Origin of the sequence: Jonesia quinghaiensis DSM 15701 (assembly GCF_000423205.1) — a bacterium.
In the GTDB taxonomy this organism is placed as follows: Bacteria; Actinomycetota; Actinomycetes; order Actinomycetales; family Cellulomonadaceae; genus Jonesia; species Jonesia quinghaiensis.
On the sequence record NZ_AUHN01000004.1, the window covers coordinates 365,969 to 390,120 of the forward strand.

Consider the following 24,152-nt stretch of genomic DNA (forward strand, 5'->3'; position numbering starts at 1 on the left):
GTCACAGCTCCTTGAGGGGGGTCGAGGGGTCAGGTTCAGCAACAAGTCGCACGGATGCGACGTCAATAAGGTCGGGGGTGGGGACAGCTGTTCCGGGGAGGAGTACTGCCGCCCGCCCCCAGGCGACTGCTGTTTTCAGTCGGTCTGGGATGTCCGCGTTGGGTACGGACAGGTAACCGGCGAGGGTCATGTCTCCGGCCCCCACGGTCGATGCGGGAATCAGGGCGGGCCCGCCGGCCCACCAGGTGTTAGTGGCTGTGACGAGAAGTGCACCGTTGGCGCCGAGGCTGACAAGTACTGCCTCGGTTCCTTGGTTGATGACTTCGCGTGCAGCGGTGACGACTTCTCCTACGGTGTGCAGGGTGCGACCGACAAGTTCACCGAGTTCGTCCTCATTGGGTTTGATGAGGGCGAGCCCACCAGCTGCAACAGCTGTGGCGAGCGGTGTCCCTGAGGTGTCGAGGACAAGTTGTCCGCCTTTGGCTGCGGCTACCTGGGCGAGTTGCACGTAGAGGTCGTCTGGTGCACCTGCGGGCAGGCTCCCAGCCCCAACAACAATGTCACCTGCATGCAGGACATCGGCGACAGTTTTGAGGATCCCGTTGAGCGTAGTTTCGGTGAGGATGGGGCCTGGTGCGTTGATTTTGGTGGTGGAGCCGCTTTCTTCCACCAGGGTGATGTTGGAGCGGGTGTCCCCTTGCCCGCATACCGGAAGAACGGAGATGTCTGCTGCGCTGAGTAGTGACACCAACAGATCACCGTCAGGGCCGCTGTAGGGCATAACCGCCGTAGTTTCCACACCGTTGAGGTGCAGGCCACGGGAGACGTTAATACCTTTGCCACCTGCGTCAACGTGGGAGGCGTGGGATCGGTTCACCTCTCCTGGCACCAGTGTGGTGAGGTCATAAGCCCGGTCGATGCTCGGGTTTGGGGTCAGTGTAATGATCATGCTTGCACCACCGTCACGCCTTGAAGGTCGAGGTCTCTGAGGATTTCTGTTTCTGCTGTGGCATCGGTGATCAGCGTGTCGATTGCTGTGACCGGTGCGAAGGACGCGAATTCGTCGCGTCCAAGTTTGCTGTGATCAGCCATGACGACGGTGCGCCGGGCTGCTCGGACGAGTGCGCGTTTCACTTCGGCTTCGTCAATGTCTGGTGTGGTGAGTCCTCGTTCCACGCTGAGCCCGTTGGTTCCAACAAATGCCACATCGACGTGGATGTTTTGGAGGGCTGCGAGCGCCCAGGGTCCGACTGCTGCGAGGGTTCGTCCGCGGACTTGTCCGCCGACGAGGTGCAGGGTGATGCCGGGGTGGTTGGACAGTGCGTTGGCGACGGCGATGGCGTGGGTGACGACGACAAGTTCTGCGTCGTGGGGGATGAGTGCGGCGAGGCGCACTGTGGTGGTGCCGGCGTCGAGGAGGATGGAGCCGTTTTCGGGGAGTTCGTTGAGTGCTGCCCGGGAGATGGCGTCTTTGGATTCGGGGTTGGTGTGTTCGCGTTCGCTGACGGCGGGTTCGAGGCCGAGGCGTTCGACGGGGATTGCGCCGCCGTGTACGCGGCGTAGGAGGCCGCGGCGTTCGAGTGCGGTGAGGTCGCGGCGGATGGTTTCTTGGGTGACGTCGAGGTCGGTTGCTAGGGCGGTGACTTCGACGCGGCCGGCTGAGCGTGCGCGGGAGAGGATTTCGGTGTGTCGTTCTGGGGCGTACACGTCCTTGTCCCTTCTGTCAGCGCCGCTTTGAGCTGGGTCGCACAGTCGTTGTTGCGATAGTCCGATTATGCCCGAGTGTGAACACGCGGTCAACTAAAACAAACAGAGTCGGACATTAACCAAAAGATTCGGGGGTAAAGCACCGTTGTTACCTGCACGGATGTTCCAAGTTTCCACCCGGTATACCTGTATCCATTGGTGAATTGTGGGTGACGCGTGGACGTTAAATGACTACATGGTGAGCAGCACGGGGCTGTGTGCGCGCCGTGTTATGTCCGATGCAATGTCCGTTACGATGTCCGAGTGCGGCGGGGCATGACAATCGGGGCGCCAGTGTCGGAGTCGATCATGACCCGCACCGGGGTGTCGTAGACCCGTTCAACCAGTTCCTCAGTGAGGACCTCATGCGGTGTCCCGTGAGCAACAATTTTCCCGCCCTGCATAACGGCAATGTCATCTGAGTAGGCTGCCGCCAAGGAAAGGTCGTGGAGTACCACCACCACTGCCCGCCCTTCGCGGGCGAGTTCGCGGGCGATAGTGAGCACGTCTTCTTGGTGGCGTAGGTCTAACGCTGCGGTGGGTTCATCCAGCAGCACGATGCGTGTCTCCTGCGCCAGCACACGAGCTAGTGACACGCGGGCCCGTTCACCACCCGACATCGTCGGGTAGGAACGTTCTTGCAGGTGAGCAACGTCCGTGCGGGTGATCGCGGCGGCGATCACCTCCTCGTCACGGTCCGATTGTGGGGTGCCAATCCACGGCGCCCTACCCATCTCGATGACTTGGCGGGCAGTGAACGAAAACGCCACAGCATTGGCTTGGAGGAGAACTGCACGGGTGCGGGCAAGGTCGCGCGGTTGCCAGTGCGACAGGGCTTGCCCGTCAAGAAACACCTGCCCTGCGCTGGGGGTGACATCACCGGTAAGGGCGCCAAGGAGCGTTGATTTTCCGGCGCCATTGGGGCCAACAAGCGCAAGCACCCGGCCGTAAGGGATATGCACGGTCACGTCACGCAAAATCTGCGTTGAACCGACTGCGTAGCTGACACCAACCGCTGAAAACGCAGATGAGCCAGCCTGGGGTGTAACCCTTTGGCTACGCGGCGCCCCGTGGCATGGACCAGGTTGGGCAGGCATCGGGCGGGTTGTCATACCCACCCCCCAGCAAGCTTGCGGTTACGGCGGATCAGCCAGTAAAAGAACGGCCCACCCACCAGTGACGTCAACAAACCAATGGGCAGGTCAGCGCTGATAATCAGCGTGCGAGCTAGGAGGTCCGCGTACACCATGAGGGTTGCCCCACCCAGCAGGGACATGAGAAGCAGCGTGTGGTGAGAAGGTCCAAGGAGCATGCGGATCAAGTGGGGAATCACCAACCCCACAAAAGCAATGATCCCAACAAATGCCACCGCAACACCAGTGAGGAGAGCAACAATCACCACAGACGCAATACGTAACCGTTCCACCCGCACACCCAAGTGGGAGGCTGTGCGGTCACCCAACGCCAGGAGGTCGTAACGGTGAGCAAGAGTTATCGCCACAATGGCCGCAGGAATTCCCACAACCGCCACGATAAGCACTTCATTCCAGCGTGACCCGTTCATTGTGCCAAGCTGCCAAAACACAATCTGCTCGCGCGCTGCGGAACTTCCCGCAAACATAAACAACGCCAACCCCGCCCCAGCAAAAGCATTCACCGCGACACCAGTCAGCAAAAGCGTCACAATTTCGGTGCGCCCCTGAGCACGAGCCGTCGCATACACCACCAAAGTTGCCGCTAAACCACCCAAAAACGCGGCTACCGCCGTGGTCCACGCCCCCAGAAACGTCACACCGGTTGCAATAGTTGCGGCAGCACCTAACGCGGCACCAGAGGACACTCCCACCACACCAGGCTCAGCCAAAGGGTTGCCAAAAATTGCTTGCATCACCGCGCCAGCAACCGCCAAAAGCGCCCCTACCAGCAATGACATCGCCACACGTGGGAAACGAATCTGCCACAACGTTTGCTCAATGAGCACTTGGTCAGGCGCCCACGAATTCGCAATCCCGATGCGTTGAGCCACCGACCCCAACACCTGGGCTGGACCAATGGGAAGTTGCCCCAAACCAGCTGACAACACAACACCCAGCAGGAGCAACAATGAGGTGACGGCGAGGGCAATGCCCCGCCGCGTCACGAGGTACTACCCGAAGCTGCAGGTGCATACACGGCGCGGGCAAGAGCGTCGAGAAGGGCTGCGCTACGCGGACCAAAAGACAAAATTTGGCCGTCCTCCATGTCCACAAACCGCCTGTGCTCACCAGCAGAGGTCAACGCAATCGCCGGTTTATCCGCCAACAACCCGTCAACCCCGCCAACGGACTCTAGGCCCTTAGACATGACCAGAATCAGATCAGGATCAGCAGCAACCATCGCCTCATCGGTGAGAGGTTTCATGCCGTCCCAGCCCAACTCACCGGCAACATCCACGCCACCCAACGCGCCAATGAGGTCATCCGCACCCGACTCGTCACCAAACAGGTAATACACGCCAGCCGAACCACGCAAATACAAAAACACCATCCGCAACCGTTCGCCATCCTCAGTGGGGGCAATCGCAGCAATGTCATCAACAGTGCGTTGAACATCGGCGGAAATCTGCTGCGCCAAAGCATCCCCCGCCTCAGGCGCCCCAAAGACGTCCGCCACATCATGAGCGAGCTGTTCCGCACCGGCAAATGACGGGTCATTCGCAACAAAAACCACAGTGATACCCACGTCACGCAGTTGCTCCACCACGTCACGCGGCCCCACCGAACCATCAGTAATCACTAACGTCGGGGCAAGACCAATCACCGACTCAGCGTTAATGGTGTGCCCACCAGAAGTCACCACCGGCAAATCCTGAACACCAGGGAACGACGTGGACTGGTCACGGCCCACAAGAGTGTCACCAAAACCAAGACCCCACACCGTGGCGGCAATAGACCCCGACATATCAAGAGTCACCACCCGAGACGTGTCGCCCACTGTCACCTCACGCTCTCCGCCAAGATCGTTTGAGGTGACAGTGGAAGGCAAACGCTGTTCAGGTGACTCCTGAACTGGGGTAATAGCCGCGTTGGGGAGCACAGCAGTGGATTCGCCAACATAGTCACGTGGGCTCTCCACAACATCAAGGTCAGACAGTGCAACCTGAGAGATAGGTGCTGTGGCGGCATCATCACGTGGGGCGGTCGCAGACGGGGCACTGCACCCGCCCGCCACCAACACCGCAAGAACAACAGGAGCAACGAACCGCGCCAACATCGAACGGCGGGGGCTGCGGCGGCGGCGGGGGTGCAGATGCGGGGTGGCACTGTCGAGAAGACCAGTCATGAGCGAGCTCGCTTACGCATCAGAACAACGCCGACCACACCGATAAGTGCCACAGCACCTGCCCCGGCTGCGACCGCAGGCACCAGGTTGCGGCTTTGTGCGGATGCGTCCGATGCCTCATCGCTGCGTGCAGCATCAGCGGGCGTGCCTGTGTCCTGTGTTGCGGCGGCGCCTTCGGCAGTTGTGTCAGCATCTTGCGCGACTGCATCCGCACCATCAGACACAGGAAGGTCCACTACGACGGTGATGAGGTCAAGTTCTGAACCAGCTTCATAGTTAGGGAAAGCAACTGCCCCTTCCTCAGTGATCACCGCAGGCATATCTTCGCCTGTGACTGTCACAGTGTCGCTGGTTGAGTCAATACGTAGGTCAGAGACGTTCACTGCAGCAAATGGGACGTCTTCAGTGACCTCAGGTTCGCTGTCTTCACCAGACATTGCGGCGTCCATGGTGACCCCAGCAACGTCAAGGTGCAAGATAGCGGTGTCACTACCATCAAGGCGCAACGTGGGATGAGAAATAGTGGTGTCAAGTAGCCCTTTATGCCCCGTGAAGTGGACATCTCCTACAAATTCGATGTCACCAACTAATGTTTGCACATCAAACGTCGCATTGTTTGTGGGCCATGAAAACTGAGGGGTTTCATATGAAGCACCGTTAAGGGTTTCCCACTCGCCCTTGGCGATAGTCCCTGAAATGTATGAGCGGAAAGATTCCTTAAACCCCCACGTCAAAGCACCTTCAGCAGCAGTGTTACTGGTTTCATTTGCCATGTTCGTGACGACTGCACTGTGGGCTGGATACGCTGCAGCGCAGGTAAGCACAACAAGCGCAGCTGCACTTACAGCGGCAACCCGGCGGTTGCTGCGGGTTGGGGGAAGATGCAGGGCGGGCATCGGCTCTCTCTATCGCTCAGCACGGATGAGTTAGGTGAGGTAATCCTTATCTAACGTCCTGAGACTAGGCCTTCAGGCCTAGTTAGGTCAACCTAAGCCCACAGGCTGGTTGTTGATGGAAAGAGGTGTGCCCGGTAGCCGTGACATCACGACTACCGGGCACACGCATCGTTATGTTGCGGGGCCCTACTTCACAACCCGCCAGGTTGCATCAGCCCGTGAAACGGCGGTGAGAACCGGGTCAACGTACAGCACGTATCCGTAGTGCCGTAGGTAGCGGTCAGGTGCGCTAACTGCCTCGAAAGACACCGCCGATGCGTCGGCAAGCCCTGGTATCTCGCGGAACGTTGCCGATTGGGCGAATGCAGCTGTGCCGTCGTTGCGTTCCACTTTCACTTCCCGGCCAACTTGGCGCAGGTAATAGCCGGGGAAGTTCGCTGATTCAAAAGACACCCTGGTGCCGTCACCGGTGCTGAGCCCAGCGACTCGCTTCCAGTTCCAGTCGTCAGTGTTCTGCAACGGGTCAATCCGGCCCACGTAGTGCTGGTGGCGAATGAAACGCTGTGGGAAGTTATACGACTGCACAGTCACCGGGGTTGCCGTGACCGGCGCCCCTGGGGTGGTGGGGTCTGTTGGGTTGGTTGGTTGTGGTGTTGGTGCCGGGTTAGTGGGTTCTGGTTCAGGCGTCGGCTCAGGCGCCGGTGTTGTTGGCTCGCCGCCCGACACTGGTGGTTTCGCCGTGTAGTCGGCTGCGGTGGGTTTGCGTGTCACTTCACTGACCGGTGCAGTGAGGTTGCGCATCGGGTGGGTTTTTTTGGTGTCGTCATCAGCAAACCCGTACCACACCCCGGACTCAAAACTGGTGGGCCACAGTTCATTGTCACCGTGGATTTGGGCGTTACCCGACACGGTGATGTTTGATTGGAATGCACCAACACCACGGAACGTCGTGTTGATGACCGCGTTTCCGCTGATCTTTGCGTTGCCGCGCACAAGGGACATCCCCCGAACAACTGCGTTGTCGGTGACGGTGCCGCTCATGATGGTGGCGTGGTCTTCGATCCGTGCGTTACCGGACACTGTCCCGCCCAGTACTCGGGCGCGGGGACCTACATACGCTGACTGTGCGACAGTGGCACCGTTTGCTACCCAACCGCCTCCGTTGCTGTGTGCGCGACCTGCCGGCTTTGGTAGTTCAGCGGGCTTTGCACCCGTGAGGTCAACAGTCCAGGGGTAACGGTAGATCGAGTAGTACGGCTGGTTGTGCTTGATGCTCTGGAGTTCAGTGGGAGCGCCAAGCACCGTGAGGTACACGCCTTTATCCCCAGATTTTAGGGGCACGTTAACCGTTCCGTTAGTGGTTTTGTTCAGTGCGGAGTAGCGCGGTTTACCGTCAGCGCCTTCCACAACAACACCCCAACGCCACCCGGACGCTGCCTTGCCGGGGTTGGATGGTTCATTCTCGAAGCCGGGAAGTTTCGCAGTAGCTGAGTCGCCTTGCACAATCCCGTTGAAACCCACGGTGATGCTTGATGCCCCAGCGTCTGGCATCAGGCGCACCACGTTGTAACCCCAGCGTTGTGGGGCTGCCTCAAAGGGAACGGAGTAACGTCCAGCCACACCATCAACGGTGTTCAGTGGTGTGAGGCGCATGGTGCGGTCACCGGTGAGGTTGTCGAAACCGCCATAAGCTTTGCGGTACGTGTCTGTGCCGTAGTCCCAGGTGATGTTACGCATCGCCCAGTTCCCAAATTCGTCGTTAAGACGATCGATGGACCAGCCTTGGTTTTTCATCAACACCGCGAAGGGGTCAGCGGTGTTGTAACCAGATGTTCCAGGTTTTGGCGCGTTTTTCCACAAGCCTTGTACCGCGTCGATGCCGTGGTTGATCTTGACGTACTCCCAGAACTGCCAGTTGCAGTAGTTGTTGCGGGTGGAGCCGTAGTACAGGTTGGTGTTATTGACGAACAGTTCGGAGCAGTGCACGTTACTGCGGAACTCGGGGAGTTGGTGGGTCATCCAGTTGGCGTGGGATTCCCAGATCCACCCCACATAGGGGGAGTCACGGAATGACTTGGTTGATCCTTGCAACGCGTGAGTGAGTTCGTGGGCAAGACCCCACCGGTCTTTGAGCGCCCCGGGGCCAATCCACATACCCATTGCGCCTTCACCGGTGACACCACCAGTCAGGGCATAGCTTGGGTCAATTTCGATGTTGACTCGGCGTTTTGTGGAGGAGTCGCAGTGCGGTTCGGGAAAACTAATGGGGGCGGTCATGAAGTGGCCCCAAATTTCCTCAAGGGATTTCGCTGCCGTTTCTACATCAGCTTTTTTGATGTCGGAGCTTTTCCACCGGAACGAGAAATGTTCGGAAGTGTATTGCTCTGGAAACATTTTGACCGCTGGGTCTGTGGTCCATGTGCCTGCTGTGCAGGTGGCGCTGGTTGCGGTAGCTACTGGTGCTTTTGTTATTCCGGTTGTGGTTGCTGCGTTTGCTGCGGCGGGAATGCTCAGCATTGAACCGAATAATGCACCAACGAGCGCGATTCCTGACAGACGACTGATACGTCGTTGTCTCATTGTCACCCCTTTACGTTATTTCCTGATTGATTAGGTTGCACGTGCTGGTTCCCGACACTACGGGAGGGGTGGGGAGATAACTATCGGCCATTCTCCACGGGTTGACTGCACCATGTTTTCGCAGTGTCGCCGCAGCGAACCGGTTCATAGCAACGGGGGACAGGCGACCTCAGTACCAGACGGGCTGGTTCGGAACTACCCCATGGCCACGGGATAACCTGGGCGGGTGGGAAACGAACAGGCACAGCCTGGGGCTGGCTGTGCCTTGATTGCTGGGGTTAGTTGCTTGTTAATTGCTTGCCGTTGGCTGCGTGCTGGTGTGTTACGCGCCGAGGGCATCAAAAACGGCGGCGTTGAGTTCGTATGCGCGCCGGGTTTCAGCGATGAGGCGGTCGTCCTGCTCAGGGGTGAGTTCAAGGGCATCGATCTGCTCCCGGTATGACCGCTTGTAGGGCACTGGTTTGTCGATTCCTGCGAACTGGTAGAAGTTGAGTTGCTCGTCAGTTGCCCCATAGTGGCGGGTCATCATGGTGGCAATGATTTGCCCCCCGGAGAGGTCCCCGAGGTAGCGGGTGTAGTGGTGCGCCAGGTAGATGCTGTAGTGCTGGTCGCTGACTACGGCGAGGTGCGCCGCGTAGGCGGCAGTGGCATCGAGAACAGGGAAGCGGGTGCGCCAGTCTGGGTAACCCAAAGCAATCAAGTCCGATGCAATAGCTGCACTTCGGTGTAGTCGCGCGTCGCGCAGGAACGCCGGGTCGCTGGGGTTAGCGCGCGCTTCCAGGGCCACGTAGACAGGGGCGAGTTGGGACAGGTAGCGGGCGTACTCGCCGAGGTCTAGTTCACCGCCCATCAGCGAGCCGATGTATGTCTTGTTTTCTGCGGATTTGTGTTCAGCCATCGTGGACTCACGAAGCCGCTCCGACCGTGAAAGTGTGATCTGGTTCTGACGGGTCGTCACATTAACTGTCATGACAGCCAGTATAGAACGAGAAAGTAAGGTAACCCTAGGTGATCTAGGTCACTAATATGTGGCACGGGCGAGGTGCTGACGTACGACCGTGAGACGTCGCGAAGAACTGTGAAGGTATGCCCCAAAAAGGATGCTCAACGAATAACGGGTTATCATCTCTTCATGGAATCTACTGATTGGTTCGTCGCACGCCCAACAAACCCCACACTGCCACGACAATGAAACGCACTATGTTCACCGCAAATAGTTCTTATTAGTTCCATCGAAAACTAAAGGTAAATCCGTGTCTCCTTCGTATGTTATTTCCACAATATTGCTCCTCATGGCGCTAGGTGCAGTCCTCACTATCGCCGCGCTTGTGAGCGTCATGCGCACTCCAGCGCTTGACCAAACGAACCGGATCATCTGGGTGGTCGTCGTGCTGATGCTCCCGGTCATTGGCGCAATCGCGTGGTTCATCGCACGCCCCAAAAATCCAACCAACACCCCAAGCAACAAGCACTTCACGCACTGATTACCCCTGCTCGGGATCACCCTCGGCTTTTGGCGGCGCTCATGGATGGGCTGGCACAAAACCGGCCCTCTCCACCCCGGAATCTCACGGGTGGAGAATGGTCACAAATTATGAAATGAGTTTCAGAAAGATAGAATGAATTAAAATTGCTTAGTATGGCGGCATGGATTTTGTTTTTCTATTAGCGCTATATGCCGGCGTCGCGCTTGTCATCGCTGCGATCATCAGCATCTTGTGCTCACCAGCACTAGAACTCACAAGCCGAATCATCTGGCTCGCAGTTGTGATGCTCCTGCCTCTGCTTGGCCCCATTGCTTGGTTTATCGCACGCCCCAAGAAACCAACCAACACCCCAGGCAACGAAGACCTCACACACTGACTTGCACCCTGCAAGAGAAAAGCCGCATGTCGGTGACGCGATTGAGTGGGGTTGCTGCGAAAACGCCTCTCTGTCCCCCGTGTCAGGGGTGCAGACTCGCATCAGCGTCAGTCATACGCCACGACAAAAAGTCCACCGTAAATCCGGAACGCGAGGGTGCACAGCAAAACGGCCCGGCTGTGACTGTTGCTGTGGCGTCTAGCGGCGCCACCCGGACAAGTTGCCAGGCCTCGTCGTCCACCCGCGCCCGGATGGTTAACGCATTACCAGACCGGCTCCCACGAATAGTGACGTTGCGCCCCGCCCAGCTTGGCACGGGTGACAGCGACCAGTCCGACATGCCACGGGTAACCACTGCCCCAAGGTTCTCGATGCCGTCACTGAGTTCCACACCAACTTTTGTCCAGTTCTGTGCATCAACGCGAACAAACAGGCCCGCTTGATCAAACTGATCGGTGAAGTCCAACCGGAACGTCACCTCCATGGCTGAATCCTTTGGAAACTCCGCGAGGAGGGCATGTTCAGTGTCGTGCACAAACCCATACGACGTTGTGCGCCACGCATCGCTGCCTTTTTGGGCGGTCACCCGCAGTGTCGAACCGTCTTCGTCTACCCGAACCGGCTCATTAGTCCACGCACCGTGTGACCATTCCATGTTCGTCACCATTTTGTGCCCCATTCTTACCACTCTTATTGCTGCGCAGGTATTAGCCTATTTCTTCTTCTAGTTTTCGTTGTTTATGAGAGCGCGTCGGGTTGTGCGCGCGTGTTTCCATGTGTGGATCAAGCAGCCCACCCACACGACCGCAGCCGTCACCCCATATACCCTATATGGCCCATATAGGGTATATAAACTATTCGGCTTCCAGATGTCGGATGACAGTGGAAACCAGTACGAGGGGGCGCCGTCAATCCACCAGGCTAAGATGCACGACAGCATACCGCTGGCATATAGCACCACGGGGAGAACCAGCAACGCGTACAGCGGTGGGGCTGGTTTCGACGTCCACATCATCAGTATGAACGCACCAACCGGGATGACGATAGGACCGATATAAAGAAGCGGTACAACGTACCAAAATAATTCCGAATCCATCAGAACGAAATACGCGGTCTGAGAGATCGCTAATGCTACTGCCGGCCACATCACTGTTTTCCACACGGGCGTGGGGGTTTCGAGTGTTTGAGTCTCCATATATCTTCTCTCTGGGCGGGGAGTGGCTTCGCCGGCCATTAGGGCACCATTCAGTCCTCAAACTTTGGAGCATCAACTGGCAAGGAAGCCCACAGCTCGCGTAACTCTGCGCGCTTGGCTTCAATCGCAGAGCGACTGTCGAAATCAACCGCCCGCACCTCAGCACTCAACCGATACATCACACGCCGCCAATGCTCAGCCTCCTGCGGAGTCTCCGCGGCCCGCTGCCAAGCGACATAACGACCACTAATACGTGTCGCAAGCTCACGCATCGCTTCATAAATCGTCGGGTTAAACACCCGATCATCATCAACATTCATCAAAAGCATCCTCCCAACAGGTGGACAGTCGTTCATCCCTCAGGGTTACTCATGATGTCCCTTTTACCGGAAACCTCATGCTAGAGAAATCATTCCCTCAGCGATGGGATATTTGATGAGTTTTATGCACACATTGCGTGCAAAAAGCCTGCCCGTTGTACAGAATCGTCTTCCGTAACTGGAGGCAGGGAAATGCCCCATCCCGATAGATCGCACCCCTAAGCGGGTGGCGTGGCTTTGTCGATACTCAGTTTTCCACCCACAGCATGGGCGATGCGTGAAAGCATCACCCAGCCTGGTGCTTGGGCGCCGTTCTCTATTGCGGAGATCACTGTTTGTCGGGTTCCGGCACGTTGGGCGAGTTCTGTTTGAGAAAGTCCAGCATCGATGCGTGCATCGTAGACAAGTTCAGCCAGTTGTAGCCGCGCCTCGGCTTCAATGCTGGCAGCCTCATATTTTGCGCGCCCTTCAGGAGTCATCGCAGCGAGGGCTTGTTCGTGAGCTTCTTCCCACGGGGTAGTTTTCATGTAGCCCATCTTCTCACTTCGACCCTCTACCAAGTAAATGATTTGATAACCCTCCCAATCTAGTGCAAAAGTGATCCATCTATCTTGCTTGTGCACGCCTTTTAATTTGACATGCGGTTTCATAAATTAATATTGAACATTATTGCCAATCCGACTCTATACTTCACGTAACACGAACAGATATTGCTTGGCTCTCACTGATAGAATTACTCTAATTTTAAGGGGTGAGGTTTAATGAACCAATCGACATCGCGCAATCCGCAGTTCACCGATGAGGAGGCCGCTGACAGGTTGGCTTTCGCGGAGGCGGCGTTGGGAGCTGCGGGACACGAGGTCACTGATCCTTATTTGCGAGAGTTGCTTGCTCAACATGCACGTGGCGAGATTTCTGGTGATCAGGCCCGTGAGTTGGGTCGGAAGCACATCAGCGGTAACTGAGGGGCGATAGGGATGGCGCGTCAGCAGTCACGCACACGTACCTGGGATGATTACTTCATTCCGGGTACTTCTGTGTTGCGCAATAACTTCACCAGTTCGGAGAAGCCCTACGGTGAGACTGATCCTGCGAGAATCACCGCTCTAGAGGAGTATTTCACCAGTATTCGGATAGCAGAGTTACGCACTAATCCCATTGAGGGCCGGTTTGACTATGACCACATGAAGGCTATTCACGCCTATGTGTTTCAGGACGTTTATGAGTGGGCAGGCCAGGAACGCACCGCACCCAGGGCTGGGCCGATGACCAAGGCTGGTCACAGTTATTACCCAGCAGGGCCAGCATTAACTGCGGCTGCCGAAGCGGAGTACGCCAAACTCGCGAAAGCGGATCACCTTCGCGGGTTGGATCGGGGGCCGTTCGTGGCTGAGTTGGCTGAGCGGTGGGGTGAGCTGAATGTTGTGCATTCCTTTAGGGAAGGCAACACCCGTACCCAGTTCGCGTTCTTCTCCCAGGTGTGTGATCAGGCTGGCTACCGCTTAGACACTGAAGCCTTCCGGCCCGGCAACCCGCTGCGTGATGAGTTTGTCCAAGCCCGCTTCCATAGCCAAGACACCGGAAACAACGGCAAGCTCGCCGCTTTTTTAGCTAGTGCTATCTCTCCAATGCAGCCGTAGCAGGAACACGCGAACTGAAAACTCGTCAGAGCCGATACGATTGGCAACCCATTCTTGCGTAGTGAGAAGACCGCCGCTGCGACCGGTTGAAAATCCCCAGGCACATAGATGTACATGGCAGCCATTCAGATGTTCTCTGAGCGTTATCCACAACGAACACTCTGTCCACAACCGGTGTCAGTCGCTTTTTGGAAGGATGATGTTGATGATGACCGGGTGTTTGACCCGATGATTTATGACGCGATGCGTGAGTTTGCTACGCGGATTAGTGGTCAGTATGTTGCATGGAAGCGTGAGGCGAAGACCACTGAGGAAGCTGAGCATTGGCAGCGTGAAATGCTTCGTTTCAATGCTGAAGTGCGGGCTGTTGATCACCGCAGTAAGTCTGCGATTGAAGCCAAGCGTGCGGAGTTGCGCGAGCTGTGGGCTTCCTTGCCGGTTGACGCTCCGAAGTTTGCTGCATGAGCGGGAAGTTGGACCTAGAAGAGTTACGTCAGCGTTTTGAAACGAAAGTATGGCCGTGAACAAATTCAGCTCGTATTTTGATCAAGTAAGGGAGCGATCATGGATATTCCAGTCGAGGCTGTTGCTATGCGGAAGGCTAACTCTAGGCGCGAGATTGCGGATCTGGACTGTAGCAGGAGCGTGCGGAATCGATGACTAAACCAGTGGAAGGGTTCTCGGGGGCTGACCCGTATGAGATTTGTGAGCGGTATGCGGCTGGTCTGATTAGTCGTGACCAGCTCGTGGATGAACTGACCCGGTGGGAATACACCCCGAATGCTCGCACTGAGAGTTTGGTCGATGATCTGATCATCAACAAACCTGGATCCGTCGCTGATCTGGAGCGTGCATTGCGTCGTGGGCTTATCGAAGCTGAACTCTATGAGGAAATCGGCGATCGCCGTGAAGCTCAGAACATCGCTTGAAGGAACTCTCAAACACTCCGTTAGACACACACTGTAAAGAAGGTTCGTGGCACATTGATTGAAGCCGAGTTGACCGAAACGCTGGGAATCTCGCAGCCGGCAGTAGCGAAGGCACTAAAAGCTTGTGAGTCGACGCCGGATGTACGTGAACTGTTTGCTGCTGGCAGCGCCATGGAACTTTGCCAACGTTACGCTGCAGGGCTGTTGAGTCGTGATGAAACTGTGCGTCAACTCAGCGAATGGCCCTTTGGCCCGTACCATCCAGCGAACGAATTCGGCGAACACGAGCAGGACCAAAGCAACGTATTCATGCAAGTCGAGTTGGCAGCAGATTTCGGCTTGATTGATGATGCGATGTATGAAGAAGTCGTCCAGCGCCGTATGCCTGGTTAGGGTGACGAGGTCTACTGGTGTTCAACGCCATCAGCGCGCGAGCGTCACCATCTAGCGCCGCGCTGCGGCATGGGCGCGGCACGGCTATACCTGACCCTCACCGTTAGAGTGGGCAGTGTGAAAATCCTCTTGCGATGGATGTTGGGCGGCGCGCTTGTTCCGCTTGGGGTCGTCCTAGTTTTCTTTATCCCCGTTCTGATTGCAGAAGGGTTAAACGCGGTGCCCACAAATCTCGGAATACTCATGCTCACTATGAGCACCCTGGTTCCCACCGGGCTGTTCTTCGGCTTCATTTTCGGCTTAATAGATATAAAGCTCAGAGCGTATGTTTTGGGTGCAGAGGTCGAAGCACGCCGGAAGCGTGTGGTTGTTGCTGCTGCTTCTTTCTTTCTGTTTCTTTTCATCGCGATATTGACGATTTCTATCGTCACCGCCCTTGACGGTTTTAGTTTCGAATCCATCGTGTTCCATAGCCCCTTGGCGCTCATCACCTCTATCGTTGCTAGTGTTTTAAGTTACGTATATTACGCGCGAATCGCCCGAGCGGACGTCACCGCAAGCATTCCAGCGGAATAATTTGTTTTTCGTGGAGCGAGCAAACTTACTTTCCATCAGGCTGAGCGGACGTGGGGTGATTTCATGAACGACTCAATACAACGCACACCACAGTTCACCGAAGAACAAGCCGCCGAGAGGTTAGCTTTCGCTGACGCAGCGTTAGGGGCCGCAGGCCACCAAGTCACTGACCCATACCTAAACGAGATCACTGTTCAGTTTGCTCGTGGTGAGATCACCATCGAAGAAGCCAGCGAACTGGGCGATCGGCACATCCTCGGCCGTTAAAACACGTGACACGTCAAGAAACCTCCCAAAGAAGGATCGTCCAGCACGGCCAGGTACGCCGAAAACTTAGAGGTCTAGATAGACGCCTAGTTCGTTGAATGATCTTGAGCGCACAACGGTAGATTGCCATAAAGTTTCAATTGTGGAGCCGACCAGTCTTGTTGTCATGCCGACGTGTGACCTGATTTTTGCTGACGGCGAGGAATACCTCTTTGTTCGCGTGGGCATGGAAAGGTTCGACTCGACTTGGGGGTTGTGGCTCAAAACTGCACCGGATAGTTATGAACTCATCCTCGGCCCCGTTAGCGGTTATATGCCGGTTGAAGAAGGGTTTGAGCGGCTAGGTACCAGCAAGTGGCACTTCACGCAAAAAGGTATCGAGACTCCTGGGACCTTACCCTTGGACGAGTACACACGTGATCGTTACATCAAGTACTCGCGACCACGTGGCACGCGACGACAGATCGTGGTTCCACGTTCTCACTGGTATCTACTGATCCCAGAATTCTTGCGGCACAGGTGAGAATTCCATCAACTATCGGAAGCGCTACCTCTTATCGGGGAAACAGATTGTATTCTGCGCATGCGCGCCTATGACTAGGACACAAAAGCGGCGGGGACCCACCACTTTTTACGTTGCTAGAACGTTGGGGGAATGTCTAGGGAGGTAAGCGCACTGTCCACCTCGTTCATTGTGAATGGTTGCTGTGGTGGCGCGTGCAGTGATCGCCCCTAGCATGGCGCAATAGTATCAATAGTGATACCGTGTGGGTATGACTTCAGTGCCTCGCCTCGTTGAGAAGATGCGCAATAATCCGAAAGGGGTCAGCTTCTTAGACTTGGTGAAAGTCTGTGAATCGTATTTTGGGCCAGCACGCCAAAGTGGTAGTTCGCACAAGGTATACAGAACACCTTGGCAAGGAGACCCGCGTGTCAATATCCAAAATGATCACGGCAAGGCCAAGCCTTACCAGGTCAAACAGGTGCTGAACGCGATTGCGAAAATGGAAGGAGAGCGGTGATGACGAATGTAGAGCACTACACCTACCGTGTGCGGTGGTCAGCTGAAGATGAAGCGTGCGTTGCAACGGTGGCGGAGTTTCCATCCTTGTCGTGGATCGCTGAGACATCTGTTGAAGCGACTCAGGGTATTCGTGATCTTGTCATCGGTGTCCTTGAAGATATGGAACAGACCGGAGAGACCCCACCGCAACCATTTGGAGAACGCTCTTATTCAGGCAATTTCATGGTCCGTGTCCCACCGGAACTACACCGACAACTTGCCATCGAAGCAGCTGAGCAAAACGTTTCTCTCAACCGACTCGCCACTACACGACTAGTTGGCACACGCAACTAACGTAAAGATGATGAGTTGATCTTCACGATCAAGAACGCTGTATGTCAATTATGAGTGCGGCGCTTGAGGCCACCACCCTTGGTAAAGAGAAGTGTGGGCTTGTTTGGACAATGCGCCCCACCGGTCGGCCCATGCTGCCCTAACCTCCGATGGCGGCCAAGGGACGGCCCGAAGCTCTAGGGGCAGGAGCGGGTCCTCGCGGATAGCCTGTTCGAGCGCATCTGCAAGCAGGAGCATACGCACAACAACGGGGATGTCAGTGGCTGAGGCATCTCGATTGATCGCTTCAGCGAGTGGTGAGTAGGCGGCAATGGTGGGTTTGCTTGGCCATAGCGCCTCAGCTATGCTTCGCGGTTCTGCTATTCCTCGAACCTCGAGGTCACCTGTTGACGCTGTTGACAGGTAGCGCCGCGCATCCTGTGGGAGTTCGGCAACTATGTCATGAGGGGTCACGTAAAGGCTGGTTGAGATAGCGACCGCGCCTAATTCGTAGAGTTCGCGACGCAACGTGTCGCGCACTGCCCGCTCACGCTCTGGGGCAGTCACGGCAATCAACCGCCACCGCCCATCCCACAGCACTCCGCCCGCATCTTGGGCATATGCGAGGGTCAGGCTCTCCCGATCACGTTCTAGTCGTCTGCGGCCGTTGTTGGTGAGGGTAAGTGATCCAGCACGGCCACGCCCTGTCTGCTCGATATCGCCACTGGAAACCATGCGTCGGATTGCGAGCCGGATTGGCTGGTCAGCGATACCTGCGAGATTGGCGGTGTCGTAGATGTCCGCCAGTGGCACACTCCCAGCAAAAGGGAGGAAAGCTTCGATGACGGTTCTCGGAGAGAGGCGTGCCGCCATCAGCCAACCGTTCGCTTTATCTCGGTTCGATCTTCATCCATGTTGTCATCTCCCATACCCCAAATCTATCGCATAGACTACGAACGTGCGCAAGGAGAAACGTAAGGGTGTTGTGGCAACACTCATTGGCATCGTCACGGTGACAGTGATCCTTGCCTGCATCACCCTGGCCGGCAACAACTATCGCTTCGACCAGAGATCTATAACCGTCCCCGGGCCCGAAGGAGATCTCGCCGGTGTCCTCACACTGCCACCAGACGGCACTGCTCGCGGACTCGTCGTGATGGTCCACGGCGACGGCCCCGTCGAGGCGACACAACAAGGTCTCTACTCTCCATGGTTTGAGGGCGCAGCTGACGCCGGTTTCGCCACGCTCTCCTGGAGCAAACCAGGCATCGGAGGTTCAGGCGGAGACTGGCTCACACAGTCCATGGAAGACCGGGCTACGGAGGTCTCGGCTGCGATCGACTGGGCACACACACAAAGCGACATCCCCACCAGCACAATCGTGCTGTGGGGGGCGAGCCAAGCCGGTTGGGTCCTTCCTAAAGTCACCCGTGAACGCAACGACATTGACGGCGTCGTGGCAGTCAGCCCCGCTATCAACTGGCTCCGCCAAGGCCGCTACAACCTTCTTGCCGAGCTTGAGCACAACGGCGCAAACACTGAAGAACGAGAGGCCGCCATTGAGGAGAGCGACCACACGCGCAGGCTCCTCGAACGCGGAGCCTCGTATGAGGAGTACATCGCATCAACAGGGAGCGCTACTCCCATGACAGAAGCGCGCTGGGCATTCGTACATCGGAACGTCATGTCCGACGCGACAGCCGACCTTATCGCTTCTGCCGCCAAACCGATTCCCGTGCACCTCATGCTTGGCACACACGACCGCAATGTTGACGTCGCGGAAACTGAAGCGACATACCAATCGATCTTCGACTCTTCGCTGACGATCACCCGCTTCGATGCAGCCCATTCCCTCGCACGCCCCGTCATGGAAGACAACGATGTTGTTGGAATCTTCACTGGCACGGTGTGGCCTCGCACCCTTCTCGCCCCAGGTGTCATCGACGACTACACAGCGTTTCTCGCGCGCATTCCGTAGCCCCCATAAATAACGTGCGCGATCCCAAGAATGCCGATGCGCGGGCGGCCAGCATGCCACGCAGCAGTTGCCGCCAATATGAAGGCCGACCAACCCGCATGCGCGGAACCAGGTTCAGATTCTTATACATCAGGCTGTATTCCCGTTGAAATATCCAATATGGTGGTTTCAGTTTGCCTTGCGCTTTACATGAATAGAACGACTTTGGTGTGAGCTCCGCGCAACGACATGGGCACCCTTCGATCCAGGACAAGGAACGGCAATTTTATGACTACCTCAAAGGTATTTCCTGTTATAGCTTGCCTTGTGAGCGCTCTTTTACTGACAAGTTGCAGCGGACAAGCAGCACCTGAATCGGAAAGCTCCACCTCGCCCACACCTGATGGAACGAAAACACCTACCGTGGTTCTGGATTACGTTGAAGAACCCGAAGACGAAGAAGAACCATCCCCACCTCCCATCGAGCCGGACCGTTCCCTCATGAAAAAAATGTCATGCGACGCGTTCGAACCCGAAGCACCCGAGGAGATCAACTTCAGATTCGGCAACTACACGCGTTCCACCCAGGTCAAGGTAGGCGAAGGCCTCATCCCCGGAGAGGAGTGGTGGATCGTCGCCTTTGAACTACCAGCAGATGATTCAAGGGACGCAGGAGTACGATCATTTCTGACCACCGAGCCAGGGCCCCCCATCCCATACGTGTCATGGATCGAAATTGGAGATGATGACCCGTGGGGACCAGTCGAATGGTCACGTAAGAAACTAGTAGTCGCTGAATCAGCGTTAACCAAAGCACATGAATGCTTAGGCGCTAAACCAGAAGAGTAGAGCACTCACAGCGTCTTGCCTTCAGGCCTAGCACTGCGGGCGCTAGAAAGTCGGATGGGAACATTCTGGAAGTTTCTGCTCGCCGCTGGCGTCATCACCAACCTATTATTCGTTTTTCGAATGTTTTAAAAGAAAACCTAGTACATTGGTGAACATGGCTGATTATCCTGTGGCACACAGTCTTGGACGTATCGATATCGTCACACTCAACCACACGCCGGCTTTGAGCCGGGACGTGAACAATGACCTCGCAGCCGTACAATCCGCATGGCCGGAGTTCGAGGGTATGTTCGATTCGCTCCAAGGGCGGAAGATGATGGGTTTGATCTACAATGAGTTTTATCGGATGGCCACGATTCGTCTAGAGCGCGACCGAGACAACACGCCTGCTCTGGACGAGACCCTGATCCCCGGCGGGAAATATCTCCGGCTCAGGCTTCGTGGGGATGCGCCAGCGGTCTACGAGAAGATTGCCCCCGCATTCGAAGAACTCTTTCGGAGAGCGGACCACGACGCAGAGCGACCTCACATTGAGCACTACCGTCGCGAAGGCGAAGTGGATTGCCTTGTACCCATCATCACAAACAACCAAGCAAGTTAGGCATGCCGAGAGATATCTCAGTGCTCATGGCACTCTCCAAGACAAACGAGTGTAACGGTACACGCAACCGACTCTCAGGAACACATCGGGTTATCGGGTTGCAAAATTCCTCACATTACTGTGGCATTTTGGGGGTGCACAACATGAATATGCGATTTATTGTTCGGCTTCTCATTGCACTGGGATTCATTGCGCTCGGAACCTCATGGATTTTCGGTCCGGGGACAATGGGCCCCGGCATTGGCACAATTATCGTGGGGGTTGGGCTTGGTGCAAGTTCCGTCTACCTCTACCGCCGTCAAGATCGCCCAACTAAATAGCCCTTGCTGCATACGCACCTCAACGCGCTGGCAAAAACGTACGCGCCGGCATCACCCCCATTGCCCCGCCAATAGGAGCAACCCGATGCGTCACCACACAAACACCCCACGTGCAACAACGCATCGGGGTGTTTGTTCAACAGGAAACCCTGACACCTCACGCGTAGGGTGGCGGTTGACAGAGGGGGACACTGTCGGAACCGCACCACGATTTCCACAGTAATTTTCGTATCGTAGGCTCCGCAGCGATTCGTCGACCCCGTCACCAGAGCACCGCACACTGTGAGGAGCAGCAATGACGAACGACAACACCAACCCACGCGTGAGCGCCACCCACCCGCAAGGTGACGCCTTGACAACCGCCCAGGGGCTACCGCTCAAGAACACCAACAAATCCTTGAAAGCAGGGCCACGTGGTCCCGTGCTCCTTCAAGACCACCACCTGCGAGAAAAGATCACGCACTTCGATCACGAGCGCATCCCGGAGCGGGCAGTACACGCTCGTGGCGCTGGGGCGCACGGCACGTTTTTCTCCTACGGTACAGCTGAAAAAATTTGCCAAGCGGCGTTCTTGCAGAAAGGGGTAGAAACCCAGGTTTTTGTTCGGTTCTCAACTGTCGCGGGTTCACGTGGTTCTGCTGACACTGTTCGTGATACTCGTGGTTTTGCGACAAAGTTTTACACCACTGAGGGTAATTACGACCTGGTGGGTAATAACATTCCGGTGTTCTTCATTCAGGATGGCATCAAGTTCCCCGATGTTGTGCACGCCGTGAAACCTGAACCTGACCTGGAAATTCCGCAGGCTCAATCCGCCCATGACACATTCTGGGATTTTGTGTCACTGCACACTGAAGCGCAGGCGCACGCGCTGTGGAACATGTCGGACCGCGGTATTCCGCGTTCTTACCGCACCATGGAGGGGTTTGGGGTTCACACGTTCCGCCTCACCAACGCGGAGGGCGACACAACACTGGTGAAGTTCCACTGGAAACCGAGACTTGGTGTGCACTCTTTGACGTGGGATGAAGCGCTCCTCACGAACGGTCAGGACCCTGATTTCCACCGCCGTGACCTCGCTGAAGCAATCAAAGCTGGTGCATTCCCAGAATGGGAACTGGGTGTGCAGGTTTTCCCGGATACTGAAGAGGAAATGTTCGAAGGCATTGACCTTCTTGACCCGACGAAGTTTGTCCCTGAGGAACTCGCCCCGGTGCAGCCGGTAGGCAAAATGGTGTTGCACCACAACCCGTCGAATTACTTCGCGGAAACCGAGCAGGTCGCTTTCCACCCAGGGCACCTTGTGCCAGGCATCGACGTCACGAACGACCCGTTGTTGCAGGTGCGCCTTTTCTCCTACATCGACACGCAGCTCACACGCCTTGGTGGTCCGAACTTCTCGCAGATCCCCATTAACCAGCCCATCGCACCGGTGAATGACATGCAACGCGATGGGTTCCACCAGCAGTACGTGCATGGCGGTAAAGCACCGTACTCCCCGAACTCTCTGGACGGTGGCTGCCCGTTCATGGCTGGTGGCGGTCAACCTGACGCGAAAGGGGCTCTGCCGGAAGAACGCGAAGAGATTCTGGAAGCCCCCCAGGACATTGCGAACGCTCAGGCGTTTATTGATGTCCCACAAAAGATTCGCGATGCCCTCACTGAGCGTGCTGAGCCAGCAACTTTTGAGGACCACTTCAGCCAAGCGCGCATGTTCTACCGGTCACTGACCCACACGGAACAGCTTCACGTTCAGCAGGCTTACTCGTTTGAACTGGGTAAATGCACAAACTTGACGGTGCGTCGCAGGCAGCTCCAGGCGTTGGCGAACATCGACCTTGACCTGTGTGCCACCGTGGCAGACGGGCTCGGTTTACCTGTGCCCACCCCAACCGTGGAGGTCCCCGACCGCACGCTCAGCCCCACTGTTGCGCAGATCGGTCAGCAGTGGCCAACTGATGGGCGGGTGCTAGGTGTGGTGGTGGATGATGCCACTGACGCTGATGCCATTACCGCCGTCGTTTCTGGTGCGACTGCCAACGGCCTCACCGCCAAAACCATTGCTCCACACGGTGGTGTGTTGCCAAACGGTGAGCAAGTTGACCGTTCTTTCCTCACTGCCCGGTCCATTGAGTTCGATGCTGTGGTGTTGTTGGCTCAACCCATGCCAGCTCCCGATGCGATCCCTGACCTTGACCACAAGGCGGCTCTACCAACGCCGGGGACTGACCTCACTGACCCGCGCATCGTGCTGTTGTTGCAGGAAACCTACCGGCAAGGCAAAGCGATCCTGCTTGCGGGCATTGACCCCGATGTGTTGACGCAGGCGGGTATCGCGGAAGATACGCCGGGGGTTATGAACACGGCGGTGTCCACAGCTGTGGACGACGCCATTGACTTACTGTCCCACCACCGGGCGTGGGACAGGTTCCAACCCGAACCATCCACTAGGCGGTAACGAGTGCCGCCCCGGTCAGCCCCACGGCGCCAACCACCACGGTGGACAGTGCCGCGAGGATGACGGGGCGGGCCCCCACATGTTTGAGTTTGCGCACCTGAACCCCTGTTCCAAGGGCGAACATTGCGACAGCTAATAAGACAGTTTGGCCGATGCCAGCCCCTGCTACCAGCGGCTCGGGCACAACACCTGTGGTGCGTAACGCAACCATTGCCACAAATCCCAGCACAAACAGGGGAACCACCGGTGGGCGTTTCACGTCCACCGGTGTGGGGTGGCGGCGCTGCTCGGCTCCGTTGACCAGCGCTAACACTGGGGCGAGAAGGAGCACGCGGGTCAGTTTCATCACCACGGCCACGTGGAGCGCCGGTTCACCAAGCACGTCACCGATTGCCACTACTTGGGCAACTTCATGCACGGACGCTCCCGCCCACATTGCTGTTGTGGTGTCGTTCAAACCAAACAGGTGCCCGAGCATCGGGATGAGGGGAATCATTGCTGTCCCAAATACCACAACCAGCGCAATCGCTACGGCCGATTCGTCGCGGTCGTCTTCCCGGGTTACCCCTGTTGTTGCAGCCACCGCAGCTGCCCCGCAAATGGAGAAACCACAGGCGATGAGTAGCGTCATGTTTCGGTGGATCCCGAGCACAGAACCAAGGGTGAGGGTGGCACAAATCCCGATGGTCACTACGGCAATTGCGGTGAGAAGTGCACCAGGCCCAAGGGCTACTAGGTCGGTGAGGTGCAGTTGGAGGCCAAGCAGAATAATGCCCCCGCGTAGCGCATATTTTCCGGCCACATCCACGGTTCGTTGCACGCGGGCGGGGAGAGTCACGGTGTTTGCCACAATCACCCCAGCGATGATGGCAAGCAAAAGTGGGCTGATCAGGGGCATGTTTCTA

29 protein-coding genes are annotated in these 24,152 nt (G+C 56.7%); 16 read left to right on the forward strand and 13 right to left on the reverse strand.

Going from position 1 to position 24,152, the window contains the following annotated elements:
* Position 1: 1 nt before the first annotated feature.
* The 8 genes from G538_RS0101770 to G538_RS0101805 form a co-directional block, all read right to left on the reverse strand.
* Positions 2–949 carry a 1-phosphofructokinase family hexose kinase gene (locus tag G538_RS0101770; RefSeq protein ID WP_029067962.1) on the reverse strand — a complete coding sequence of 316 codons (948 nt, stop codon included), beginning with the start codon at positions 947–949 and terminating at the stop codon, positions 2–4.
* Positions 946–1,707: a DeoR/GlpR family DNA-binding transcription regulator gene (locus G538_RS0101775; protein ID WP_029067963.1), complete on the reverse strand. Its 762-nt coding sequence runs from the start codon at positions 1,705–1,707 to the stop codon at positions 946–948. The genes G538_RS0101770 and G538_RS0101775 overlap by 4 nt, the downstream gene beginning before the upstream one ends.
* Positions 1,708–1,997: 290 nt before the next feature.
* Positions 1,998–2,858: a heme ABC transporter ATP-binding protein gene (locus G538_RS14560; protein WP_245566763.1), complete on the reverse strand. Its 861-nt coding sequence runs from the start codon at positions 2,856–2,858 to the stop codon at positions 1,998–2,000.
* Positions 2,855–3,886: a FecCD family ABC transporter permease gene (locus G538_RS0101785; protein WP_029067964.1), complete on the reverse strand. Its 1,032-nt coding sequence runs from the start codon at positions 3,884–3,886 to the stop codon at positions 2,855–2,857. The genes G538_RS14560 and G538_RS0101785 overlap by 4 nt, the downstream gene beginning before the upstream one ends.
* Positions 3,883–5,067, reverse strand: a complete 1,185-nt coding sequence (locus G538_RS0101790; protein WP_245566764.1) for a heme/hemin ABC transporter substrate-binding protein — start codon at positions 5,065–5,067, stop codon at positions 3,883–3,885. Before G538_RS0101790 ends, G538_RS0101785 begins: the two co-directional genes overlap by 4 nt.
* Positions 5,064–5,963 carry an HtaA domain-containing protein gene (locus G538_RS14565; RefSeq protein ID WP_051196458.1) on the reverse strand — a complete coding sequence of 300 codons (900 nt, stop codon included), beginning with the start codon at positions 5,961–5,963 and terminating at the stop codon, positions 5,064–5,066. Before G538_RS14565 ends, G538_RS0101790 begins: the two co-directional genes overlap by 4 nt.
* Positions 5,964–6,149: 186 nt before the next feature.
* On the reverse strand, positions 6,150–8,543 hold the full coding sequence (locus tag G538_RS14570) for an Svx/AvrXca family virulence/avirulence protein (protein ID WP_084617956.1): 2,394 nt from the start codon (positions 8,541–8,543) through the stop codon (positions 6,150–6,152).
* A 322-nt stretch (positions 8,544–8,865) separates the two neighbouring features.
* Positions 8,866–9,513, reverse strand: coding sequence for a biliverdin-producing heme oxygenase (locus G538_RS0101805; protein WP_084617958.1), 648 nt, complete (start codon positions 9,511–9,513; stop codon positions 8,866–8,868).
* A gap of 283 nt (positions 9,514–9,796) precedes the next feature.
* On the opposite strand from G538_RS0101805, the gene G538_RS14575 reads away from it, so the two are divergent.
* Together G538_RS14575 and G538_RS14580 are read left to right on the forward strand one after the other, a co-directional pair.
* Positions 9,797–10,027, forward strand: a complete 231-nt coding sequence (locus G538_RS14575; RefSeq protein ID WP_035832750.1) for a PLD nuclease N-terminal domain-containing protein — start codon at positions 9,797–9,799, stop codon at positions 10,025–10,027.
* Positions 10,028–10,190: 163 nt separating this feature from the next.
* Complete coding sequence (locus tag G538_RS14580; RefSeq protein WP_035832752.1) at positions 10,191–10,406, forward strand: PLD nuclease N-terminal domain-containing protein; 216 nt, start codon at positions 10,191–10,193, stop codon at positions 10,404–10,406.
* An 82-nt stretch (positions 10,407–10,488) separates the two neighbouring features.
* On the opposite strand, the gene G538_RS0101820 is transcribed toward G538_RS14580, so the two are convergent.
* The 3 genes from G538_RS0101820 to G538_RS0101835 all read right to left on the reverse strand — a co-directional run bounded on the left by G538_RS0101820 (position 10,489) and on the right by G538_RS0101835 (position 12,448).
* Positions 10,489–11,073: a DUF1349 domain-containing protein gene (locus G538_RS0101820; protein ID WP_211218579.1), complete on the reverse strand. Its 585-nt coding sequence runs from the start codon at positions 11,071–11,073 to the stop codon at positions 10,489–10,491.
* Positions 11,074–11,651: 578 nt separating this feature from the next.
* A complete protein-coding gene (locus G538_RS0101830) occupies positions 11,652–11,921 on the reverse strand; it encodes a hypothetical protein (protein ID WP_029067969.1) in 270 nt (89 codons plus the stop codon).
* 218 nt (positions 11,922–12,139) lie between these two features.
* Complete coding sequence (locus tag G538_RS0101835; protein WP_029067970.1) at positions 12,140–12,448, reverse strand: helix-turn-helix domain-containing protein; 309 nt, start codon at positions 12,446–12,448, stop codon at positions 12,140–12,142.
* 234 nt (positions 12,449–12,682) lie between these two features.
* Between G538_RS0101835 and G538_RS0101840 the strand changes: the two genes are divergently transcribed.
* The 9 genes from G538_RS0101840 (at position 12,683) to G538_RS0101885 (ending at position 17,083) form a co-directional block, all read left to right on the forward strand.
* Positions 12,683–12,886, forward strand: coding sequence for a hypothetical protein (locus G538_RS0101840; protein WP_029067971.1), 204 nt, complete (start codon positions 12,683–12,685; stop codon positions 12,884–12,886).
* Between the two features lie 12 nt (positions 12,887–12,898).
* Positions 12,899–13,561, forward strand: coding sequence for a Fic/DOC family protein (locus tag G538_RS0101845; RefSeq protein WP_029067972.1), 663 nt, complete (start codon positions 12,899–12,901; stop codon positions 13,559–13,561).
* A gap of 114 nt (positions 13,562–13,675) precedes the next feature.
* The gene (locus G538_RS0101850; protein WP_029067973.1) at positions 13,676–14,026 is read left to right on the forward strand and encodes a hypothetical protein; all 351 of its coding nucleotides are present in this window, start codon (positions 13,676–13,678) and stop codon (positions 14,024–14,026) included.
* Between the two features lie 191 nt (positions 14,027–14,217).
* Positions 14,218–14,490, forward strand: a complete 273-nt coding sequence (locus G538_RS14585; protein ID WP_051196460.1) for a hypothetical protein — start codon at positions 14,218–14,220, stop codon at positions 14,488–14,490.
* Between the two features lie 54 nt (positions 14,491–14,544).
* Positions 14,545–14,883 carry a hypothetical protein gene (locus tag G538_RS0101860; RefSeq protein WP_029067974.1) on the forward strand — a complete coding sequence of 113 codons (339 nt, stop codon included), beginning with the start codon at positions 14,545–14,547 and terminating at the stop codon, positions 14,881–14,883.
* Positions 14,884–15,000: 117 nt separating this feature from the next.
* Positions 15,001–15,459 carry a hypothetical protein gene (locus G538_RS0101865; RefSeq protein WP_029067975.1) on the forward strand — a complete coding sequence of 153 codons (459 nt, stop codon included), beginning with the start codon at positions 15,001–15,003 and terminating at the stop codon, positions 15,457–15,459.
* Between the two features lie 63 nt (positions 15,460–15,522).
* Entirely contained in the window at positions 15,523–15,726 is a 204-nt protein-coding gene (locus tag G538_RS0101870) for a hypothetical protein (protein WP_029067976.1), read from the forward strand.
* 773 nt (positions 15,727–16,499) lie between these two features.
* On the forward strand, positions 16,500–16,748 hold the full coding sequence (locus tag G538_RS0101880) for a toxin HicA (RefSeq protein WP_029067978.1): 249 nt from the start codon (positions 16,500–16,502) through the stop codon (positions 16,746–16,748).
* Complete coding sequence (locus tag G538_RS0101885; protein WP_029067979.1) at positions 16,748–17,083, forward strand: type II toxin-antitoxin system HicB family antitoxin; 336 nt, start codon at positions 16,748–16,750, stop codon at positions 17,081–17,083. The genes G538_RS0101880 and G538_RS0101885 overlap by 1 nt, the downstream gene beginning before the upstream one ends.
* A 48-nt stretch (positions 17,084–17,131) precedes the next feature.
* Here the strand turns inward: G538_RS0101885 and G538_RS0101890 are convergent, their stop codons facing one another.
* Positions 17,132–17,935, reverse strand: a complete 804-nt coding sequence (locus tag G538_RS0101890) for a PaaX family transcriptional regulator (protein WP_029067980.1) — start codon at positions 17,933–17,935, stop codon at positions 17,132–17,134.
* Between the two features lie 85 nt (positions 17,936–18,020).
* Between G538_RS0101890 and G538_RS0101895 the strand changes: the two genes are divergently transcribed.
* The 5 genes from G538_RS0101895 (at position 18,021) to G538_RS14600 (ending at position 23,247) form a co-directional block, all read left to right on the forward strand.
* Positions 18,021–19,040 (forward strand): alpha/beta hydrolase family protein, encoded by a 1,020-nt coding sequence (locus tag G538_RS0101895; RefSeq protein ID WP_029067981.1) that lies wholly within the window; start codon positions 18,021–18,023, stop codon positions 19,038–19,040.
* Between the two features lie 306 nt (positions 19,041–19,346).
* Positions 19,347–19,868 (forward strand): hypothetical protein, encoded by a 522-nt coding sequence (locus G538_RS14590; protein ID WP_157544260.1) that lies wholly within the window; start codon positions 19,347–19,349, stop codon positions 19,866–19,868.
* A 154-nt stretch (positions 19,869–20,022) separates the two neighbouring features.
* Positions 20,023–20,469 (forward strand): effector binding domain-containing protein, encoded by a 447-nt coding sequence (locus G538_RS0101905; RefSeq protein WP_029067982.1) that lies wholly within the window; start codon positions 20,023–20,025, stop codon positions 20,467–20,469.
* A gap of 143 nt (positions 20,470–20,612) precedes the next feature.
* On the forward strand, positions 20,613–20,789 hold the full coding sequence (locus tag G538_RS17865; protein ID WP_157544261.1) for a hypothetical protein: 177 nt from the start codon (positions 20,613–20,615) through the stop codon (positions 20,787–20,789).
* Between the two features lie 295 nt (positions 20,790–21,084).
* On the forward strand, positions 21,085–23,247 hold the full coding sequence (locus tag G538_RS14600; protein ID WP_051196462.1) for a catalase: 2,163 nt from the start codon (positions 21,085–21,087) through the stop codon (positions 23,245–23,247).
* Here the strand turns inward: G538_RS14600 and G538_RS14605 are convergent.
* Positions 23,237–24,145, reverse strand: a complete 909-nt coding sequence (locus G538_RS14605; RefSeq protein WP_051196463.1) for a YeiH family protein — start codon at positions 24,143–24,145, stop codon at positions 23,237–23,239. The two genes, G538_RS14600 and G538_RS14605, sit on opposite strands and share 11 nt — an antisense overlap.
* Positions 24,146–24,152 lie beyond the last annotated feature (7 nt).

Excerpts from the sequence above, each read along its gene's own strand:
- G538_RS0101770 (WP_029067962.1), bottom strand. The coding sequence starts at position 949 with ATGATCATTACACTGACCCCAAACCCGAGCATCGACCGGGCTTATGAC.
- G538_RS14560 (WP_245566763.1), bottom strand. The coding sequence starts at position 2,858 with ATGACAACCCGCCCGATGCCTGCCCAACCTGGTCCATGCCACGGGGCG.
- G538_RS0101790 (WP_245566764.1), bottom strand. The coding sequence starts at position 5,067 with ATGACTGGTCTTCTCGACAGTGCCACCCCGCATCTGCACCCCCGCCGC.
- G538_RS14565 (WP_051196458.1), bottom strand. The coding sequence starts at position 5,963 with ATGCCCGCCCTGCATCTTCCCCCAACCCGCAGCAACCGCCGGGTTGCC.
- G538_RS14570 (WP_084617956.1), bottom strand. The coding sequence starts at position 8,543 with ATGAGACAACGACGTATCAGTCGTCTGTCAGGAATCGCGCTCGTTGGT.
- G538_RS0101805 (WP_084617958.1), bottom strand. The coding sequence starts at position 9,513 with ATGACAGTTAATGTGACGACCCGTCAGAACCAGATCACACTTTCACGG.
- G538_RS14580 (WP_035832752.1), top strand. The coding sequence starts at position 10,191 with ATGGATTTTGTTTTTCTATTAGCGCTATATGCCGGCGTCGCGCTTGTC.
- G538_RS0101820 (WP_211218579.1), bottom strand. The coding sequence starts at position 11,073 with ATGGTGACGAACATGGAATGGTCACACGGTGCGTGGACTAATGAGCCG.
- G538_RS0101830 (WP_029067969.1), bottom strand. The coding sequence starts at position 11,921 with ATGAATGTTGATGATGATCGGGTGTTTAACCCGACGATTTATGAAGCG.
- G538_RS0101835 (WP_029067970.1), bottom strand. The coding sequence starts at position 12,448 with ATGAAAACTACCCCGTGGGAAGAAGCTCACGAACAAGCCCTCGCTGCG.
- G538_RS0101840 (WP_029067971.1), top strand. The coding sequence starts at position 12,683 with ATGAACCAATCGACATCGCGCAATCCGCAGTTCACCGATGAGGAGGCC.
- G538_RS0101845 (WP_029067972.1), top strand. The coding sequence starts at position 12,899 with ATGGCGCGTCAGCAGTCACGCACACGTACCTGGGATGATTACTTCATT.
- G538_RS0101850 (WP_029067973.1), top strand. The coding sequence starts at position 13,676 with ATGGCAGCCATTCAGATGTTCTCTGAGCGTTATCCACAACGAACACTC.
- G538_RS14585 (WP_051196460.1), top strand. The coding sequence starts at position 14,218 with ATGACTAAACCAGTGGAAGGGTTCTCGGGGGCTGACCCGTATGAGATT.
- G538_RS0101870 (WP_029067976.1), top strand. The coding sequence starts at position 15,523 with ATGAACGACTCAATACAACGCACACCACAGTTCACCGAAGAACAAGCC.
- G538_RS0101880 (WP_029067978.1), top strand. The coding sequence starts at position 16,500 with ATGACTTCAGTGCCTCGCCTCGTTGAGAAGATGCGCAATAATCCGAAA.
- G538_RS0101885 (WP_029067979.1), top strand. The coding sequence starts at position 16,748 with ATGACGAATGTAGAGCACTACACCTACCGTGTGCGGTGGTCAGCTGAA.
- G538_RS0101890 (WP_029067980.1), bottom strand. The coding sequence starts at position 17,935 with ATGGCGGCACGCCTCTCTCCGAGAACCGTCATCGAAGCTTTCCTCCCT.
- G538_RS0101905 (WP_029067982.1), top strand. The coding sequence starts at position 20,023 with ATGGCTGATTATCCTGTGGCACACAGTCTTGGACGTATCGATATCGTC.
- G538_RS17865 (WP_157544261.1), top strand. The coding sequence starts at position 20,613 with ATGAATATGCGATTTATTGTTCGGCTTCTCATTGCACTGGGATTCATT.
- G538_RS14600 (WP_051196462.1), top strand. The coding sequence starts at position 21,085 with ATGACGAACGACAACACCAACCCACGCGTGAGCGCCACCCACCCGCAA.
- G538_RS14605 (WP_051196463.1), bottom strand. The coding sequence starts at position 24,145 with ATGCCCCTGATCAGCCCACTTTTGCTTGCCATCATCGCTGGGGTGATT.